Genomic DNA, 18,060 nt, shown 5'->3' with positions numbered 1-18,060 from the left:
CGATACGATGGATTTCTCCCGCTTCTTCATCGACCGGCCGATCTTCGCGGTCGTGCTGTCGATCGTTATTTTCGCGCTCGGCCTGATCTCGATTCCGATGCTGCCGGCCGGCGAATATCCGGAAGTCGTGCCGCCGAGCGTCGTCGTGCGTGCGACGTATCCGGGCGCGAACCCGAAGGAAATCGCCGAGTCGGTGGCCGAACCGCTGGAAGAGGCGATCAACGGCGTCGAAGGCATCATGTACATGAAGTCGGTCGCCGGGTCGGACGGCAGCCTGCAGGTCGTCGTCACGTTCCTGCAGGGCGTCGATCCCGACACGGCCGCCGTGCGCGTGCAGAACCGCGTGAGCCAGGCGCTGTCGCGCCTGCCCGACGAGGTGCGCCAGTACGGCGTGACCACGCAGAAGCAGTCGCCCACGCCGCTGATGTACGTGAGCCTCTATTCGCCGGACAACAGCCGCGATTCGCTGTACCTGCGCAACTACCTGACGCTGCACGTGAAGGACGAGCTGTCGCGTCTCACCGGCATCGGCGACGTCGGCGTGTACGGCTCCGGCGATTACGCGATGCGGCTGTGGCTCGACCCGAATCGACTGGCGTCGCGTGGACTCACCGCGAGCGACGTGATCGCGGCCGTGCGCGAGCAGAACGTACAGGTGTCGGCCGGCCAGCTCGGCGCGGAGCCGTCGCCGAAGAAGAACGACTTCCTCGTGTCGATCAACGTGCGCGGCCGGCTGCGCACCGTGCAGGAGTTCGGCGACATCGTGCTGCGCAACGGCGACGACGGCCAGGTCGTGAAGCTGTCCGACGTCGCGCGCATCGAGCTCGGCGCGGGCGACTACACGCTGCGCTCGTATTTCAACGACAGGCATTCGGCCGTGGTGGGCATCTTCCTGTCGCCGGGCGCGAACGCGCTCGACGTCGCGAAGGCCGTGTATGCGAAGCTCGACGAGTTGTCGAAGCGCTTCCCGCCCGGCGTCGCGTACCGCCCGGTGTGGGATCCGACCGTGTTCGTGCGCGAATCGATTCGCGCGGTGCAGCACACGCTGATCGAGGCCGTCGTGCTGGTCGTGCTCGTCGTGATCCTGTTCCTGCAGACGTGGCGCGCGTCGATCATTCCGCTCGTCGCGGTGCCGGTGTCGGTGGTCGGCACGTTCGCATGGCTCTACCTGCTCGGCTATTCGATCAACACGCTGACGCTGTTCGGGCTCGTGCTCGCGATCGGGATCGTCGTCGACGATGCGATCGTCGTCGTCGAGAACGTCGAGCGCAACATCGCACGGGGCCTGGGCCCGCGCGATGCCGCGCACCAGGCGATGCGCGAAGTGTCGGGGCCGATCGTCGCGATCGCGCTCGTGCTGTGCGCGGTATTCGTGCCGATGGCGTTCATGTCGGGTGTCACCGGCCAGTTCTACAAGCAGTTCGCGGTGACGATCGCGATCTCGACGGTGATCTCCGCGATCAACTCGCTGACGCTGTCGCCCGCGCTCGCCGCGAAGCTGCTGCGTCCGCACGGCGCGCCGAAGGATCCGTTGACGCGCGCGCTCGATCGCGCGTTCGGCTGGCTGTTCCATCCGTTCAACCGCTTCTTCGAACGCAGCGCCGATCGCTATCACGGCGTCGTCGGCCGCACGCTGAAGCGGCGCGGCGTGGTGTTCGCGGTCTACGCGGCGCTGCTCGCGGCGACCGCGCTGCTGTTCAACGCGGTGCCCGGCGGTTTCATTCCGGTGCAGGACAAGCTGTACCTGTTCGCCGGCGCGAAATTGCCGGAAGGCGCGTCGCTCGCGCGCACCAGCGCGGTGACCGAGCAGATGACGAAGATCGCGCTCGGCACCGACGGCGTCGAGATGGTGCCGGCCTTTGCCGGGCTGAATGCGCTGCAGGGCGTGAACACGCCGAACATCACGAACTCGTACGTGATCCTCAAGCCGTTCGACCAGCGTCATCGCAGCGCCGCGCAGATCAACGCCGACCTGAACGCGCGCTTCGCGGCGATCGGCGGCGGCATCACTTATGCGCTGATGCCGCCGCCGATCCAGGGGCTCGGCAACGGCTCCGGTTATTCGCTGTATCTCGAGGATCGCGGCGGTCTCGGCTATGGCGAATTGCAGAAGGCGCTTGCCGCGTTCCAGGCCGCGGTCGCGAAGACGCCGGGGATGAGCTATCCGGTCAGCTCGTACCAGGCGAACATCCCGCAGCTCGAGGTGAAGGTCGACCGGCTGAAGGCGAAGGCGCAGGGCGTCGCGCTGACCGATCTGTTCAATACGTTGCAGGTGTATCTCGGCTCGATGTACGTGAACGACTTCAACGTGTTCGGCCGCGTGTATCGGGTGATGGCGCAAGCGGATGCCGGCCATCGGCAGACGGCTGCCGACATCGCGAACCTGCGCACGCGCAACGCGAAGGGCGAGATGGTGCCGATCGGCTCGATGGTGACGGTCGGGCCCGCGTACGGCCCCGACCCGGTCGTCCGCTACAACGGCTATCCGGCGGCCGACCTGATCGGCGACGCGGATCCGAAGACGATGTCGTCGTCGCAGGCGATCGCGAAGCTGCAGCAGATCGCGAAGGACGTGCTGCCGCCGGGCATTGCGCTCGAATGGACCGACCTCAGCTATCAGCAGGTCACGCAGAGCAACGCGGCGATCGTCGTGTTCCCGCTCGCGGTGATGCTGGTGTTCCTGGTGCTCGCGTCGCTGTACGAGAGCTGGACGCTACCGCTCGCGGTGATCCTGATCGTGCCGGTGTGCATGTGCGCGGCGCTGTTCGGCGTGTGGCTGTCCGGCGGCGACAACAACGTGTTCGTGCAGGTCGGCCTCGTCGTACTGATGGGGTTGGCGTGCAAGAACGCGATCCTGATCGTCGAGTTCGCGCGCGAGCTCGAGATCCAGGGCAAGGACGCGGTCGAGGCGGCGCTCGAAGCGTGCAAGCTGCGGCTGCGTCCCATCGTGATGACGTCCGTCGCGTTCATCGCGGGCTCGGTGCCGCTGCTGATCGGCAGCGGCGCGGGCAGCGAGGTGCGGGCGGCCACCGGCGTCACCGTGTTCGCCGGGATGCTGGGCGTCACGCTGTTCGGGCTGTTCCTGACACCCGTGTTCTACGTGGCGATCCGCAAGCTCGCGGGCGGCACGCCGGCCGTCTGGAGCGAACAGCACGGCAGCCTCGAAGGAGAAAAACGATGAGCGCCGCTTTCCGTCTTTCCGCGCTTGCGATGTCGGTGACGCTTGCCGCATGCGCGGTCGGCCCCGATTTCAAGCAGCCCGATATGACCACGGCTGCGCGGTTCGCGCGCGACGCTCACCCGGCGACGCAGCACGACGCGGCGCCGGCCGATACACGGCCCGATACGCCGCCCGATGCATCGGCGGCCGCCGACGCCACGTTCTGGCGCGGCTTCGGCGATCCGACGCTCACGCAGTTGATCGATGCGGCGCTCGCGGCGAACCAGGACCTGCAGGTCGCCGTATCGCGCTACGACGCGTCGAACGCGCTGCTGTCGCAGGCGGCGTTCGACCGCTATCCGACGATCACCGCGAGCGGTCGGATCGGCCATCAGCTGATGAGCAAGGATCAGGCATTCGGCGCGCCGCGCAGCCAGCGCGATACGCCGATGTCGAGTGCCGGCATCAATGCCGCGTGGGAACTCGACCTGTTCGGCCGCGTGCGCCGCTCGATCGAATCGCAGCGCGCGGAAACGGCGGCCAGCGCGGCCGACGTGCGCGCGGTGCGCGTCGTGATCGCGGGCGAGGTCGCGAGCACGTATGTCGACCTGCGCGGCTCGCAGGCGCGGCTGCGGATTGCTCGCGAGAACGCCGACAACCAGAAGCAGACGCTCGCGCTGATCAATGCGCGCGTCGGCGCGGGGCGAGGTTCCGAACTCGACGCGGCGCGAGCACGCGCGCAGTACGAATCGACGACGTCGCGGATCGCCGTGTACGAAGCCGCTATCGGCGTCGACGAGCATCGGCTCGCGGTGCTGACCGGGCAGACGCCGGATGCGCTGATCGGCCGGTTCGACCTGCCGAAGACGGCTGCGCAGACGGGCACGCCGGTGCCGTTGCCGGCGCTTGCCGCCGATATCGATCCCGGCACGCCGGGCGACCTGCTGCGCCGCCGTCCCGATGTCGCGGCCGCCGAGGCGCGGCTGCATGCGGCGACCGCACGCGTCGGCGTCGCGACCGCCGACCTGTTTCCGCGCTTCACGCTGTCCGGGCTGCTCGGCAGCGCGACGAGCAGCTACGGGTTCTTCCGCGCGGGCAGCGACACGAACCTGATCGCGCTCGGCATCGACTGGTCGTTCCTCGACGTCGGTCGCGTGCGTGCGCGGATCGCCGCGAGCGACGCGGAAGCGGCCGGCCAGCTTGCGCAGTACCGGCAAACCGTGCTCGGCGCGCTGGAGGAAACCGAGAACGCGCTGCTGCGTGTCGCCCGCACGCGTGACGAGACCGCGCACCTCGTGCGCGCGGCCGACGACAGCGCGCGTGCCGCGCAACTCGCGCAGGCCCGCTTCTCCGCCGGCGCGATCGACTACTACGAAGTGCTCGACGCGCAGCGGACGCTGCTGCAGGCGCAGGATGCGGCGGCCGACGGGCGGATGCGCAGCGCGGCGTCGACGGTCGCGCTGTACAAGGCGCTGGCGGGCGGCTGGCCGGCGGGCACGGGGCAGGGCATGCCAGGCCCGCTCGCTCGGTCGGGGCAGTAGCGCGAGCGGTGCGGCGCGCGGCAGGCCGGCGCGATCCTGCCTGCCGCGCGCCGCATGACTACACCGTGGCCGGATCGACCTTGTCGATATCGATGCCGTAACGCCGGATCGCTTCGCCGACGCGCGCACGTTCGATCACGCCGTCGTCGGCGAGCGCCTTCAGCGCGGCGATCGCGATGAAATGCCGGTCGACCTCGAAGAACGCGCGCAGCGCCTCGCGCGTATCCGAGCGGCCGAAGCCGTCGGTGCCGAGCGACACGAAGCGGCGGCCATCGACGAATGCCCGGATCTGGTCGCCGACGATCTTCATGTAGTCGGTCGCGACGACCACCGGGCCCACGCGGCCGTCGAGGCATTGCCGCACGTACGGCACGCGCGGCGCCTGCTCCGGATGCAGCAGGTTCCAGCGTTCCGCGGCGAGTCCGTCGCGGCGCAGCTCGGTCAGGCTCGTCGCGCTCCATACGTCGCTCGACACGCCGAAGTCCTGCGCGAGCAGGTCGCTCGCGGCGAGCGTTTCGCGCAGGATCGCGCCGCTGCCCATCAACTGCACGTGCGGCGCATCGGCCACGCGCGGCGTGGTGCCTGCGCGCAGCAGGTAGAGCCCCTTCAGGATGCCGGCCTCCGCGCCGTCGGGCAGCGCCGGATGCGGATAGTTTTCGTTGAGCAGCGTGATGTAGTAGTAGACGTCCTCCTGTTCCGCGAACATCCGCCGCAATCCGTCGCGCACGATCACCGCGAGTTCGTACGCATAGGTCGGGTCGTACGACACGCAGTTCGGAATCACCGACGACAGCACCAGGCTGTGCCCGTCGTTGTGCTGCAGCCCTTCGCCCATCAGCGTCGTGCGGCCCGATGTCGCGCCGATCAGGAAGCCGCGCGTGCGCGCGTCGCCGGCGGCCCACGCGAGATCGCCGACCCGCTGCAGCCCGAACATCGAATAGAAGATGTAGAACGGGATCGTCGGCAATCCGTGGTTGCTGTACGCGGTGCCGGCCGCGATCCACGACGCGATCGCGCCCGATTCGTTGATCCCTTCCTGCAGGATCTGCCCGTCCTTCGCTTCCTTGTAGTAGCTGAGCTGGCCCGCGTCCTGAGGCGTATAGAGCTGGCCGAGATGCGAGTGGATGCCGATCTGGCGGAACAGGCCCTCCATCCCGAACGTGCGCGATTCGTCCGGCACGATCGGTACGACCAGCTTGCCGAGCCGCGGGTCTTTCAGCAGCGTGCCGAGGATGCGCACGAACGCCATCGTCGTCGACAGGCCGCGCTCGCCGGTGTCCTTCAGTTGCGCGTCGAACGCGGCGAGCGGCGGCGTCGGCAGCGGCGCGACCGCATGGAAGCGGGCCGGCACGTGGCCGCCGAGCGCGGCGCGGCGCTCCGCGAAATAGCGTGCCTCGGCACTGCCCGGTTCCGGCTTCAGGTAAGGCAGCTCGTCGAGTTGCGCGTCGTCGACCGGCAGCGCGAAGCGGTCGCGGAATGCGCGCACCGCATCCGCGCTCATCTTCTTCAACTGGTGGTTCACGTTCTGGCCTTCGCCGGCTTCGCCCATCCCGAAGCCCTTGACCGTTTTCGCGAGCACGACGGTCGGCCGGCCGTCCGCGCCCATCGCCTGCGCATAGGCCGCATGCACCTTCTCCGGATCGTGGCCGCCGCGCGCCAGTTTCCAGATGTCGTCGTCGGACAGGTCGGCGACGAGATCGAGCAGTGCCGGATACTTGCCGAAGAAATGCTCGCGCACGTATGCGCCGCTTTGCGACTTGAAGGTCTGGTAATCGCCGTCCACGCATTCCATCATGCGCTGGCGCAGCAGGCCCGTCGCGTCGCGCTCGAGCAGGCGGTCCCAGCCGCCGCCCCAGATCACCTTGACGACGTTCCAGCCGGCCGCGCGGAACGTGCCTTCGAGTTCCTGGATGATCTTGCCGTTGCCGCGCACCGGGCCGTCGAGGCGCTGCAGGTTGCAGTTGACGACGAAGATCAGGTTGTCGAGCCGCTCGCGCCCGGCAAGCGAGATCGCCGCGAGCGATTCGGGCTGGTCCATTTCGCCGTCGCCGAGAAACGCCCACACCTTGCGGCCCTGATGCGCCTTCAGCCCGCGATATTCGAGGTAACGCATGAAACGCGCCTGATACGCGGCCGTGAGCGGCCCGAGCCCCATCGACACGGTCGGGAACTGCCAGAAATCGGGCATCAGGCGCGGATGCGGATACGACGACAGCCCGTCGCGGCCTGCTTCCCGACCGGTTTCGCGGCGGAAATTGTCGAGCTGCGCGGCCGTGATGCGGCCTTCCAGATACGCGCGGCCATAGATGCCGGGCGCCGAATGGCCCTGGATATAGACCATGTCGCCGTCGAACGTGTCGGTGCGGCCGCGGAAAAAGTGGTCGAAGCCGACGTCGTACAGCACGGCCGCCGACTGGTAGGTCGCGATGTGGCCGCCGACGTTCGAATGCCGGCCGGCGCGCAGCACCATCACCATCGCGTTCCAGCGGATCATCGCGTTCAGCCGCCGCTCGAGTGCGAGATCGCCCGGGTAGGGCGGCTGCCGCTCGCGCGGCACCGTGTTCACGTATGCGGTCGTCACGCGGCCGTGCAGGTCGCCATGGCGGGCCGCGTCGAGATCGGCGAGCTGGTCGAGCAGGTAGTGCGCGCGCGGGCGGCCTTCGAGCGCGATCACGGATTCGAGCGCGTCGAGCCATTCACGGGTTTCCTGAGGATCGATGTCGGGTAACGCGAGAGGTGCGGTCATGCAGTGTCTCCAGAAGCATCAGGCAGCGCGCAGCGACGGTCGTGGCGCCGCGTCGCGCGACGAAACGTCCACCGGTCGGCGGGCAAATGGTTGCAATTGCAATCGTATGGCGGGCATTGTTATCGAGGTAAAATTTAATTGCAACTGCAATTCAATGAGAGGAACGACCTGACATGAGCGCACCCGAACCCGATCTGTGGTTCTCGTTCGTCCGCGCGCACCGGACGATGATTCGCGAGATCGAACGCCGTCTTGCGGCGGCCGGCCTGCCCGCGTACGCGTGGTACGACGCGCTGTGGGGGCTCGAAAGCGGGCCCGACGGCACGCGCCGCATGCACGAACTGGCCGACGTGCTCGCGATCGAGCGCTACAACCTCACGCGGCTCGTCGACCGGCTCGAACAGGACGGGCTCGTCACGCGCGCGCGGTCGGCCGACGACGGCCGCGCGGCGTTTGCGAGCATCACCGACAAGGGGCGGACGCTGCGCAGGAAGATGTGGAAGGTGTACCAGTCGACGGTCGCGGAGCTGTTTCTCGACCAGTTCACCGGCAAGGAGCAGGCGGCGATGGCCGCCGCGCTCGATCGCGCGAGCGCCGCGGCGCGCGACGCGGCGGCCGACGCGAAGTAGCGGCGTCCGGCGCGCGCATCAGCCGCGCGCATGGCCGCGCATCGCCTGCGCGGCCCAGTCGGCCGGCACGCGGCCGTCGTCGGCCAGCAGGCGCAGCGCGACCGCGACGATCCAGCGTGCGGTCGGCACGCGTGCGCCCGGCCCGGCCGAATCCGCGCCGAGCGCGGTGAAGCGGGCCGGCACGAACGCACCGATCTGCGCGGCGACGTGCCGTGCATAGCCGGTTACCGCGAGCACCGGCGTGCCGCCTTCGCCGAGACAGGCTCGCACGTGCGCAACGCGCGGTACGTCATGCGGATGCAGCAGGTTCCAGCGTTCGGCCGCGCGACCGTCGCGGGCGAGCTGCGTATAGCTCGGGCAACTCCAGATCGTCGAGGCGATCCGCCATTCGTCGTGCAGCAGGTCGGCCGCTTCCATGACCTGCGCGAGCGTGCTGCCAGCGCCGCACAGCCGGATCTGCGCCGCGGCGTCGGTGGCCGTACGCCGGCCGGCCCGCACCATGCCGTTGAGCGCGTCGCGGGCGGCGGCCGCCGACAGCGGCTTCGTATCCGGCCCGCAGTCGTCATGGCTCGCGAGATAGAAGAAGCCGGGCTGGCCGGCGACGTAGAGCGTGCGCAGCGCGTGGCGCAGGATCGCGATCGCTTCGTGCGCCGACGCGGGATCGTACGGCGTGCACGCGGCGTTCGCGGCGAGCCAGTGCGGGACGTCGGGCGTCACGCCCTTCGGCCATGACGACGCGGCCGTTTCCGCGTCGTTGACGAAGATTCCGCGATCGACGGTTTCGATCGATGCCAGCCGCAGCCGGTCAATCGCGCGCGCATGCAGCAGATACAGCAGCGGCCGCTCGAAACGCTTGCCCGGATCGAGAAACCGCAGCGGCCACGCACTGATGTGGCGATGCGCGTGCGCACCGGAAGACGACTCGCACGCATCGGCGCGGACGATCCACACGCGTTTCGACGTCACCGCATCGCGTTCGAGGCACTCGGCGGCCGCGCGCATCGCGCCGAGCGGCGATATCGCCGCGCCCGGCGGCACGAGCCGCCGCGTCGTCAGCCGTTCGAGGCAGGCCGTCGCGGCGCGGCGGGTGTCGGGCGTCCGCACGGGCGGACCGGATCGCGCAGTCTGCATGTCCCTCCTTCGAGTACTGGCATGTCGCCGGCATCGTCGATTCCGGCATAGGATTGCAATTGCAACGATTGTAGTTGCAACGATAACCCGATGACAAGGACCGACATGACCTCGACGCACGCCCTCACGTTCTATACGGCCGACACGCCGAACGGACACAAGATCGCGATCTACCTGGAAGAGGCCGGGCTTGCCCACGATCGCGTGCAGGTGAACCTGTCCGCCGGCGAGCAGCGCAGCCCGGCATATCTCGCGATCAATCCGAACGGCAAGATCCCGGCCATCGTCGACCACGACACGGGGCTCGCCGTATTCGAATCCGGCGCGATCCTCAGCTATCTCGCCGAGAAAACGGGCTACCTGCAGCCCGACACGCTGGCCGAGCGCACGGCGGTCCGGCAATGGCTGCATGTCCAGATCGGTGCGATCGGGCCGATGCTCGGCCAGCTGTGGTGGTTCCTGCGCGCATCGAAGACGGGCAATGCGGAAGCGATCGACCGCTACCGGAAGGAGGCGCTGCGTCTCTACGGGGTCGTGAACGGCCGCTTGTCGGAATCGGCGTATCTCGCGTCGTCGCGGTATTCGATCGCCGATATCGCGGCGTTTCCGTGGCTGCGTACGGCGGCCGAGCTCGATCTCGACGTCACCGGTTTTCCGCACGTCGAGCGCTGGCTTGCCGATATCGCCGCGCGGCCGGCCGTTCAACGGGGCCTGGCCGCGTGCCGCGCGCCAGTGACCGGGGCGGCGCACTGACGTCGCATCGCCCGCGCCGCGTGGACGGCGCGGCCGCCGGCCGCCCGCTGCCGGTGAAACATTGTCCCTTCGTCGTCAACGTCTCGAATGCGTGATATTCGCGCCGCTCGATCCGGTTTGGCGTGGCCGTGAATCGATGACGATGTGGCGCATGGCCGGCCACCGGGCCGTACAGATGCACGAAGCGCAGGAGAGAGCCGATGCTTAGTATCGCGGCCGGCGGCCTACCGCGACCGCCGCCCGCTCATTACGCTGGGGCGATCATCCACTCTGTCCGGAAGGTCGCCATGTCCCGGCTCGACTACACACTGCTCGGCCCCTGTCTGCTCGCCATCGCGCTCGACGCGATGGGATTCGGGCTCGTTTATCCGATGATGTCCGCGATCTTCAGCGATCCGCACGCGGGCATCCTGCCGGCCGACGCCGGCGCGCACGCGCGCAATTTCTATCTCGGCCTCGGCTACGGGATCTACCCGCTGTGCATGTTCTTCGGCTCGTCGCTGATGGGCGAGCTGTCCGACCGCTACGGCCGCCGCCGGATCCTGCTGCTGTGCGTGCTCGGCCTCGCGGCCGGCTACGCGATGATGGCGGCCGGCGCGTGGCATGCCAGCGTCGCGCTGCTGCTGGCCGGCCGCGGGCTCACCGGCCTGATGGCCGGCTGCCAGGGCATCGCGCAGGCGGCCATCACCGATCTCAGCACGCCCGACACGAAGGCGTACAACATGAGCATCATGTCGCTCGCGTTCAGCGCGGGCGTGATCGTCGGCCCGGTGCTCGGCGGCGTCACGTCCGACCGGACGATCTCGCCGCTGTTCGACTACGGCACGCCGTTCGTGCTGGTCGCCGCGCTATCGCTGATCTGCGCATGCTGGACCTGGGCGTCGTATCGCGATTCCGCCGCGCCGCGCGGCGATACGCGCATCGATCCGCTGCTGCCGCTGCGGATCATCATGGAGGCGGCGCGCCAGCGCAACGTCGCGTTCCTGTCGGTGGTGTTCTTCCTGATGCAGGTCGGCTACGGGCTCTACCTGCAGACCATCATGCTGCTGTTGCAGGCGAAATTCGGCTATACGAGCGCGCGGCTCGGGCTGTTCAGCGGCGTGATCGGTATCTGCTTCGTATTCGGCCTGCTGTGCGTCGTGCGGGTGATGCTGCGCGTGTGGCGCGTGATCGATATCGCGAAGACGGGCCTGCTCGTCGCCGGGCTTGGCCAGATCCTGTCCGCGCTGTTTCCGCACGAACCGGTGCTATGGGCGCTTGCGATGGTCGTCGGCTGCTTCGACATGGTTGCGTACACGACGATGTATACGGCGTTTTCCGATGCCGTCAGCGACGACCGGCAGGGCTGGGCGCTCGGCGTCGCGGGCTCGGTGATGGCGGTCGCGTGGGTCGTGACGGGCGCGCTGACGAACCTGCTGCCCGTATTCGGCGAGACCGGGCTGCTGCTGATCGGCGGCGCGGGTTTCCTGCTCAGCTTCGCGATGATGGTCGCGTACGGCCGCACGCGGCCGGGTGCGCGAACGGCCGTGCTGTCGTAGGCGGCTCGCACGTACGTTAGTCTGCCCGCGGCGATGATCCGGTGAGCTTACGAACATCATCGTGCGCTCTGCGCGGCGCGCCGTCGTGCGCGTGAGCTGGCAGGAGGCGGGCGTCGGGCGCGACGCACGCATCGGTCGGTTGGCTGGCGGTATGCGGCAGACGAGCGCGAGGGGGGGGCGAGCATGGCCGGATGCATTCGCATCGCCATGGCATGACTTCGCGATCCGAACGATGTCGTCGGAATGGCGGCCAAACGATATGTTGACCGTCGCGCATGATTCCGTGGCGCGGACGGCATTTACGCTCGCGCGCGATTCGGCTCCGGGCCTTGATCGGCCGGAGCCGAATCGCTGCTTACCGCCACGAACCGTCGACGTAGACCCACACCGGCCCCTGCCGGCGCCAGTAGCCGGGTACCCAGCGGCGTCCCGGGCGCCGTGCGACCCAGCGGCCGGGCACCCATATATAGCGGCCGCGCTGCCAGCGCCAGTAGCCGTCCGTCCATATATAGCCATGCGGCCGTGGCGGTGGCGGGCGACGGTCGTGACGGGCCGCCGGCGGCGCGAAGCCGGGGCGATCCGCATACGGCGGCCCGCCGGGAACGCGGTGCGGGCCGGATGGCCGGTACACGGGCGGGGCGGCCTGGGCCGAGGCGGCACGCAGCCAGCCGGTGCCGACGAAGGCGGCGGTCAATCCGATGGCGCGCAGCAGCGAGCGTCGATTCATGGCGGTTCCTGTTCTGTATCCGAGGCCGTCCTACATTAGCCTGCCGCCGCGCCCGCCGGGTTACGCGGGCGGTCAAGGCTGTTACCGAGTGTCACGGCAGGCGCGAACTGCCTTTCCTTTCTGACGGCTGACGGGATCTCGGCTGGGTGCCGGCGCCGCCCGCTGTTTACGGGTCGAGGGGACGTTTGGGATGCGGCTTCGCCAATATTTGAGATGGAGTTGGGTAATAATTACCGTTTTTGGGGTGGCGAACCGAATCCGTTTGTTGTTTCTATGCAACCGTCAAGACGATGACATGTAAGAATGGTGCGATGAAAGCCTCCAAAAAGTCCTCGTCAAGAAGTCAAAAACAAACGTTAAAACAAATACTTATGACACGCCCCCACTTTCATTATTTCTAGTTCTGGAAAAGCTTATTTCTTTATTTGCGGATCGCTCCCCTAGGGTACACCCCTAAACTCACGGTTCCCAAACGGGCAACTATCCGGGCGCCGCCAGCAGGACCGATGGCGCTCCCGGGCGGTTGCAGACCGTTTATGAACAAGGTCGCGAGACCTGCCTCTTTTTAGAAGGGAGCTCCACGAATGAACAAGACTCTGATCGTTGCAGCAGCTGCAGCATCGTTCGCTACCGTCGCTCACGCGCAAAGCAGCGTCACGCTGTACGGCGTGCTGGACGCAGGCATCACCTACACGAGCAACGTCCAGCCGGCACTCGGCCAAGCTGGCAAGTCGCGTTGGGCGATGGGTTCGGGCATTGACCAGAGCCGTTTCGGCCTGCGTGGCTCGGAAGACCTGGGTGGCGGCCTGAAGGCAATCTTCACGTTGGAAAGCGGCTTCGGCATCGGTGACGGCAAGCTGGGCAACAACGGCGGCATGTTCAACCGTCAAGCATTTGTCGGCCTGTCGAGCCAGTACGGCACGGTCACGCTGGGCAAGCAGTACGATGCAGCGCAAGACTACCTGGCGCCGCTGACGGCAACGGGCTCGTGGGGCGGCACGTACTTCGCGCACCCGCTGAACCTCGATCGTCTGAGCACGACCGGCGATGTCGCGTCGAACAACACGATCAAGTTCACGAGCGCGAACTACGCTGGCCTGCAATTCGGCGGCACGTACTCGTTCTCGAACAACACGAACTTCGGCAACAACCGTGCGTACAGCGCGGGTGCCGCATACCAGTTCCAAGGTCTGAAGCTGGCTGCTGCATACTCGCAAGCGAACCTGGGTGACGGTACGAACGGTAGCGGCGCAACGTCGTCGGCGATCGGTGGCCTCGCTTCCCAAGGCCGCGTCCGCACGTACGGTGCTGCTGCTGGCTACGCATTCGGCCCGGCACAAGTCGGCGCTGCATGGACGCAAGCACGTCTGGACAACAACGCAGTTGGTGTGGGCACGCTGCGCACCGACAACTACGAAGTGAACGCGAAGTACAACCTGACGCCGGCTCTCGGCCTGGGCGCTGCTTACACGTACACGAACGCGAAGATCAACAACGGCAGCACGCACTGGAACCAGTTCGGTCTGCAAGCTGACTACGCACTGTCGAAGCGCACGGACGTCTACGCACAAGCTGTGTACCAGCGTGCAGCGAAGAACGGCATCGGCGCGTCGATCTACAACGGCAACAGCTTCGCTGACAACCTGCCGAGCTCGTCGATCAACCAAACCGCAGCAACGGTTGGTCTGCGTCACCGCTTCTAAGCGTGACGGGCGGGGCAACCCGCTTCGCAGCATCGAAAAGGCGCCTTCGGGCGCCTTTTTTTCGTCTGTGGAAAGCAATGACGATGATCCGGATCGTCCGGATGCAAAAAAGCGAGGCTCGTGCCTCGCTTTTGTCGTTCTGCGCACTGTATGGCGCGACGTTGGCCGCCGGTGGTTCAGCGCGTGTATTCGCCGTTGGCTTCCGGCTGGAACACGATCGCGGCAACCTTCATCAGCTTTTCGGCGCCGCTCGGCTGCATCACCTTGACCATCTGGCCGCGCTGCGTGCCCAGCAGCGCCATGCCGACGGGCGAGAACACGTTCAGGCGTCCGAGTTCGAGGTTGGCGGCGTCCGGATAAACAATCGTCCAGGTAGCCTGTTCCTGGGTCGCTTCGTCGAGCAGCGTGATTTGCGAGTTCATCGTGACGACGTTCGCCTTGATGGCGTCGGGCTGGACGATATCGGCGCGTTCGAGCAGCGTGTCGAGCATCGTCTGGAAACGCGGGTTGTGCTCGGCGTGCTTTTCGAGGCGGGCGACGTCGAGTTCGGTCAACTGGTAAAGGCGTTGTTTCATGGTGGTTCTCCAAATGATCGGCAGGGGCAGGCGTGGCGTGCCTATGAGGATCGCCCGGAGCCTGTCTAACCTGGCTCCGGGTGGAGACCGAGCGGTCAGATCAGGCGCCGGGCAGGGGCGAGCGGCGCCTGGGCCGTGCGTCGAGCGAGGGGATGCGCCGGCTGTCCGACGCGCGCGCGCACGCCGGCCGGGCCGGACGGCGAAACCGAGAGGGGCGTGAGCGCGTACATGGTGGATGGAATATCGACTGGCGAATGGAACCTTACGATTCTACAACACAACCTTCCCAACAGGTGATCCGGCTGTTGGCGTTTCGTCAGCGATTGTTGTGTGGGTGAAGCAAGTTGGAGCGACCCTGTCCCGAAACAGTGGGCGATCTTTTCCAAAAACGCAACGCTGTTTATTCAAACTAAGGGTTTCCCCTTGGAGTGGCGAACACTACACTGAATTCAATCGCTTCAGACAGTCACTGCAGGGGCGACGTCAAAAGAGAACATATTCCGGAGGTAAATCATCATGAAGTCGATCATCTACGCAGCCATCGCCGCATCCGTCCTTGCCGCTCCGATCGCATCGTTCGCGCAGTCCGAGCAGGGGTTGACCCGCGCTCAGGTCAAGGGCGAACTCGTGCAACTCGAGCAGAACGGGTACAAGCCGCTGGCGAGCGACTCGCAATATCCGAGCGACATCCAGGCTGCCGAGCAGCGCATCCAGCCGAACCAGCCGATGCTGGCGCAAGCCGATACCAGCGGCTACGGCGCTGTCGCAACGGGTGCCGCGCAAACTGGCCGCCGTGTGACGCGGGAAGCGCCGAATCCCGTGAATTCGGTCTACTTCGGTAACTGATTGAACGTCCCCGGGTCTGCCCGAGCGCACCGCTGAATCGACGAGACGCGCGCCAGTCGCGCGCGTCGTTCGCCCGCAGGAGCAGAACCTCCGTCGCCGCATGCCGGCGGCTTTCCGCCCAGACGCTCACGCGTTTGGGCCTTTTTTGCTGGGGCGGATCAGGCGGACGTGACGCTCGGCGTGCCGTGGATGTAGTGTTCGAGCTGGCTGATCGTGAACTGCTGATCGGCAATCACGCTCTTCACGAGGTCGCCGATCGAGATGAGGCCGACCAGCTTCCCGCCGTCGAGCACGGGCAAGTGGCGCATCCGGTGCTCGGTCATCAGCGCCATGCACTCGTCGGTGGATTGCGACGGTTCGACGTAGCGCACCTTCGCCGTCATGATTTCCTCGACGCGGGTGGCTTTCGACGAGCGGTCCTGCAGGACGATCTTGCGCGCGTAGTCGCGCTCGGTGACGATGCCCGCGATGTCGTCGCCGTCCACGACCAGCAGCGCGCCGATGCCTTTTTCCGCCATCAGCTTGATGGCGTCGTAGACGAGATCGGTCTTCGTGACGGTGTAGATGGTGCGGCCCGAATCCGGCTTGGCCTTGAGAATCTGCGCGACAGTCGTGCTCATTCGCTTTCTCCGTGTGCAGGTCGATGCAGGGCAGGCGGGGCGTGATGCGCGTCACCCGGTGAGCCCAGTATAGCCGGGCGGGCGGCGGCAGTCGCGTGACGTTTCCAGATTAGCGGTAAACTCCCGTCACGCACCATCCACATAACTCCTACATTCCCGAAGTTTCGATTGAATTCATGATGTCTTCGCGTCCCCAATCGCCCCCGCCGGGCAATGGCCAGGCAGACGAGTGCGTGACGCTCGTCGCTACCGCGTCGCTGCCTACGCGCTACGGTACGTTTACGTCGTACGCGTTTCGCGTATCGGGCAGCGATGCCGAACACCTTGCGCTCGTGATGGGCGACGTGACGGGCGAGCAGTCCGTGCTGACCCGGCTGCACTCCGAGTGCCTGACCGGTGACGTGTTCGGCTCGTACCGCTGCGATTGCGGCGAGCAACTCGATCTCGCATTGCGTTACATCGCGGCCGAAGATCGTGGCGTACTGCTGTACCTGCGCGGCCATGAGGGCCGCGGCATCGGCCTGAGCAACAAGATTCGCGCGTACGCGCTGCAGGAGCAGGGGCGCGACACCGTCGAGGCGAACCTCGATCTCGGCTTGCCCGACGACGCTCGTGAATACGACTCGGCCGCTGCGATCCTCCGCATCCTCGGTGTGACGTCGGTGCGGCTGATGAGCAACAATCCGAAGAAGTTCGATACGCTCGTGAAGCACGGCATTCCCGTTTGCGAACGCGTGGCGCTCGCGGTGCCCGTGCGCGAGGAAAACGAACGGTATATCCGCACGAAGCAGACGAAGTTCGGGCATTACTTCGAGGAAAACGAGTAACCGGAGCGGGCGCGCGAGCGCCCCGTTTCTCGTCATCTGTTCTTCCGATCGTTGCCGGGACACGCAACGATCGCGATCGCCTTCCCCTCATGTGTTCCAGTGCCGGGCTTGTGATGTCGGCTGTGTTGTGCGCGGCGTCCGCCCACTCCGTACTCGCGGAACGATCACGCCGTCGAATCGAAACCGTATGCCCGACGCTGCCTCGCTCGCAATCGACCGATGCAGGGGCGCGACCGCCACGACGGCCATGCCCGCGCGTAACGGCTCACGCGAACCTGCTCGTCAGCGCCACGTGCCGTTCTGCAACACGATCCGGTAGCCGTCGGCATCCTCGAAGGTCTGGCCTGATATTTCCCAGTATGGATTGAACGACGTCACGGGAATGAAGTCGTGTGCGGTCGCGCGCTCGCAGGCGGATTCCCATTCCGGACGATCGGGCAGGTAGAACACGATCAGATCCTCGGGTGTCGGCGACGGCGCGATCGGATGGTCGGGACAGTGCGTGAACTCGAAGTGATAGTCGAGGCCTTCGCGTCCGAGCATCACGCCGGAAAAGCCGTCGTGATCTTCGAAGCGCGCCAGTACTGACAGCTCGAGGGCGTCGCGATACATGCGCTCGGTGCGGGCAAGGTTGCTGACCGGGCGGGCAATGCGCAGATGGGCGTGCAAGATGGCCTCGGCGGGAAGTGGCGGGCCGCTCAATGATAAGCCGGCCGATCCCGATGCGCGAGGCGAGTGGGCCGCCCTTCGGGGGATACTTGCGGTATCGAACGATATCGATTCGGCCCGGCCCAACGGATCGAATTGTGTCGAGCTTCATCTTGCGAAAGAAAAAACATGACGCTTCTCGATCCAATGTGGGCATGCCGCGTCGCAGCAGCCACTCGTCGGCAAGACATTCGAATTCGTGCGTTGGGCAGCGCCCGTCGCACGACGTGCGCATACGTGCATGCCGGGCCGGAGATGATGCATGGGTAAGCCCGATCTTCGTCGGCCGGTTGCCGGACCTTATCGTCAGTGGCGATGGGTGGCTGGACTGGAGGCCGGTTTCGGGTGGGTGGCAAAGGGGACGTTGGTGCTGGCGGGCCTGGCGATGGTCGCGTTGGCGGCGCTGACGGGCGACGTCGGTGCCCTGACGGACCTGCCGGCGACCAGGAAGGGTTGGTTGTACCTGCTGTTGGCGCTTGTGGCCGCGGTCGCGCTGACATTTGCGGTGTACTACTACTGGCTGCGACCGACTGATATACGTCCAGCGGCCTAGCCA

15 protein-coding genes are annotated in these 18,060 nt (G+C 66.5%); 9 read left to right on the top strand and 6 right to left on the bottom strand.

Annotated elements, in window-relative coordinates; genetic code table 11:
* The first annotated feature begins 7 nt into the window (after positions 1–7).
* Positions 8–3,181, top strand: coding sequence for an efflux RND transporter permease subunit (locus tag CFB89_RS24585; RefSeq protein ID WP_089470603.1), 3,174 nt, complete (start codon positions 8–10; stop codon positions 3,179–3,181).
* Positions 3,178–4,701: an efflux transporter outer membrane subunit gene (locus tag CFB89_RS24580; RefSeq protein ID WP_089470134.1), complete on the top strand. Its 1,524-nt coding sequence runs from the start codon at positions 3,178–3,180 to the stop codon at positions 4,699–4,701. The genes CFB89_RS24585 and CFB89_RS24580 overlap by 4 nt, the downstream gene beginning before the upstream one ends.
* A gap of 58 nt (positions 4,702–4,759) precedes the next feature.
* On the opposite strand, the gene aceE is transcribed toward CFB89_RS24580, so the two are convergent.
* A complete protein-coding gene (gene aceE / locus CFB89_RS24575; RefSeq protein WP_089470133.1) occupies positions 4,760–7,447 on the bottom strand; it encodes a pyruvate dehydrogenase (acetyl-transferring), homodimeric type in 2,688 nt (895 codons plus the stop codon).
* Between the two features lie 173 nt (positions 7,448–7,620).
* On the opposite strand from aceE, the gene CFB89_RS24570 reads away from it, so the two are divergent.
* The gene (locus tag CFB89_RS24570; RefSeq protein WP_089470132.1) at positions 7,621–8,076 is read left to right on the top strand and encodes a MarR family winged helix-turn-helix transcriptional regulator; all 456 of its coding nucleotides are present in this window, start codon (positions 7,621–7,623) and stop codon (positions 8,074–8,076) included.
* A gap of 18 nt (positions 8,077–8,094) precedes the next feature.
* Here the strand turns inward: CFB89_RS24570 and CFB89_RS24565 are convergent, their stop codons facing one another.
* Positions 8,095–9,207 (bottom strand): pyruvate dehydrogenase, encoded by a 1,113-nt coding sequence (locus CFB89_RS24565; protein ID WP_089470131.1) that lies wholly within the window; start codon positions 9,205–9,207, stop codon positions 8,095–8,097.
* 105 nt (positions 9,208–9,312) lie between these two features.
* Between CFB89_RS24565 and CFB89_RS24560 the strand changes: the two genes are divergently transcribed.
* Both CFB89_RS24560 and CFB89_RS24555 read left to right on the top strand, forming a co-directional pair.
* A complete protein-coding gene (locus CFB89_RS24560; RefSeq protein WP_089470130.1) occupies positions 9,313–9,960 on the top strand; it encodes a glutathione S-transferase family protein in 648 nt (215 codons plus the stop codon).
* A 287-nt stretch (positions 9,961–10,247) separates the two neighbouring features.
* A complete protein-coding gene (locus CFB89_RS24555) occupies positions 10,248–11,498 on the top strand; it encodes an MFS transporter (protein WP_089470129.1) in 1,251 nt (416 codons plus the stop codon).
* 355 nt (positions 11,499–11,853) lie between these two features.
* Here the strand turns inward: CFB89_RS24555 and CFB89_RS24550 are convergent, their stop codons facing one another.
* Positions 11,854–12,225, bottom strand: coding sequence for a YXWGXW repeat-containing protein (locus CFB89_RS24550; protein ID WP_089470128.1), 372 nt, complete (start codon positions 12,223–12,225; stop codon positions 11,854–11,856).
* Between the two features lie 584 nt (positions 12,226–12,809).
* On the opposite strand from CFB89_RS24550, the gene CFB89_RS24545 reads away from it, so the two are divergent.
* Entirely contained in the window at positions 12,810–13,928 is a 1,119-nt protein-coding gene (locus tag CFB89_RS24545) for a porin (RefSeq protein WP_089470127.1), read from the top strand.
* A gap of 176 nt (positions 13,929–14,104) precedes the next feature.
* Here CFB89_RS24545 and CFB89_RS24540 read toward each other — a convergent pair whose 3' ends face one another.
* On the bottom strand, positions 14,105–14,503 hold the full coding sequence (locus CFB89_RS24540) for a GreA/GreB family elongation factor (protein ID WP_006486027.1): 399 nt from the start codon (positions 14,501–14,503) through the stop codon (positions 14,105–14,107).
* A gap of 516 nt (positions 14,504–15,019) precedes the next feature.
* Between CFB89_RS24540 and CFB89_RS24535 the strand changes: the two genes are divergently transcribed.
* The gene (locus CFB89_RS24535) at positions 15,020–15,349 is read left to right on the top strand and encodes a DUF4148 domain-containing protein (protein ID WP_089470126.1); all 330 of its coding nucleotides are present in this window, start codon (positions 15,020–15,022) and stop codon (positions 15,347–15,349) included.
* A 158-nt stretch (positions 15,350–15,507) separates the two neighbouring features.
* Here CFB89_RS24535 and CFB89_RS24530 read toward each other — a convergent pair whose 3' ends face one another.
* Positions 15,508–15,969 carry a CBS domain-containing protein gene (locus CFB89_RS24530; protein WP_069619283.1) on the bottom strand — a complete coding sequence of 154 codons (462 nt, stop codon included), beginning with the start codon at positions 15,967–15,969 and terminating at the stop codon, positions 15,508–15,510.
* 176 nt (positions 15,970–16,145) lie between these two features.
* Here CFB89_RS24530 and ribA point away from each other — a divergent pair, with 176 nt between their 5' ends.
* On the top strand, positions 16,146–16,796 hold the full coding sequence (ribA, locus tag CFB89_RS24525; protein ID WP_089470125.1) for a GTP cyclohydrolase II: 651 nt from the start codon (positions 16,146–16,148) through the stop codon (positions 16,794–16,796).
* A 282-nt stretch (positions 16,797–17,078) separates the two neighbouring features.
* Here ribA and CFB89_RS24520 read toward each other — a convergent pair whose 3' ends face one another.
* A complete protein-coding gene (locus tag CFB89_RS24520; protein WP_089470124.1) occupies positions 17,079–17,465 on the bottom strand; it encodes a VOC family protein in 387 nt (128 codons plus the stop codon).
* A gap of 301 nt (positions 17,466–17,766) precedes the next feature.
* Here CFB89_RS24520 and CFB89_RS24510 point away from each other — a divergent pair, with 301 nt between their 5' ends.
* The gene (locus CFB89_RS24510; protein ID WP_089470123.1) at positions 17,767–18,057 is read left to right on the top strand and encodes a hypothetical protein; all 291 of its coding nucleotides are present in this window, start codon (positions 17,767–17,769) and stop codon (positions 18,055–18,057) included.
* Positions 18,058–18,060 lie beyond the last annotated feature (3 nt).

Source organism: Burkholderia sp. AU16741 (assembly GCF_002223345.1).
GTDB lineage: Bacteria > Pseudomonadota > Gammaproteobacteria > Burkholderiales > Burkholderiaceae > Burkholderia > Burkholderia sola.
Note: the sequence above shows the minus strand (reverse complement) of the source record. Positions and strands in the feature narration are given on the sequence as shown.

Excerpts from the sequence above, each read along its gene's own strand:
- CFB89_RS24560 (WP_089470130.1), top strand. The coding sequence starts at position 9,313 with ATGACCTCGACGCACGCCCTCACGTTCTATACGGCCGACACGCCGAAC.
- CFB89_RS24580 (WP_089470134.1), top strand. The coding sequence starts at position 3,178 with ATGAGCGCCGCTTTCCGTCTTTCCGCGCTTGCGATGTCGGTGACGCTT.
- CFB89_RS24565 (WP_089470131.1), bottom strand. The coding sequence starts at position 9,207 with ATGCAGACTGCGCGATCCGGTCCGCCCGTGCGGACGCCCGACACCCGC.
- CFB89_RS24540 (WP_006486027.1), bottom strand. The coding sequence starts at position 14,503 with ATGAAACAACGCCTTTACCAGTTGACCGAACTCGACGTCGCCCGCCTC.
- aceE (WP_089470133.1), bottom strand. The coding sequence starts at position 7,447 with ATGACCGCACCTCTCGCGTTACCCGACATCGATCCTCAGGAAACCCGT.
- CFB89_RS24510 (WP_089470123.1), top strand. The coding sequence starts at position 17,767 with ATGGGTAAGCCCGATCTTCGTCGGCCGGTTGCCGGACCTTATCGTCAG.
- CFB89_RS24570 (WP_089470132.1), top strand. The coding sequence starts at position 7,621 with ATGAGCGCACCCGAACCCGATCTGTGGTTCTCGTTCGTCCGCGCGCAC.
- CFB89_RS24530 (WP_069619283.1), bottom strand. The coding sequence starts at position 15,969 with ATGAGCACGACTGTCGCGCAGATTCTCAAGGCCAAGCCGGATTCGGGC.
- CFB89_RS24550 (WP_089470128.1), bottom strand. The coding sequence starts at position 12,225 with ATGAATCGACGCTCGCTGCTGCGCGCCATCGGATTGACCGCCGCCTTC.
- ribA (WP_089470125.1), top strand. The coding sequence starts at position 16,146 with ATGATGTCTTCGCGTCCCCAATCGCCCCCGCCGGGCAATGGCCAGGCA.
- CFB89_RS24535 (WP_089470126.1), top strand. The coding sequence starts at position 15,020 with ATGAAGTCGATCATCTACGCAGCCATCGCCGCATCCGTCCTTGCCGCT.
- CFB89_RS24555 (WP_089470129.1), top strand. The coding sequence starts at position 10,248 with ATGTCCCGGCTCGACTACACACTGCTCGGCCCCTGTCTGCTCGCCATC.
- CFB89_RS24585 (WP_089470603.1), top strand. The coding sequence starts at position 8 with ATGGATTTCTCCCGCTTCTTCATCGACCGGCCGATCTTCGCGGTCGTG.
- CFB89_RS24545 (WP_089470127.1), top strand. The coding sequence starts at position 12,810 with ATGAACAAGACTCTGATCGTTGCAGCAGCTGCAGCATCGTTCGCTACC.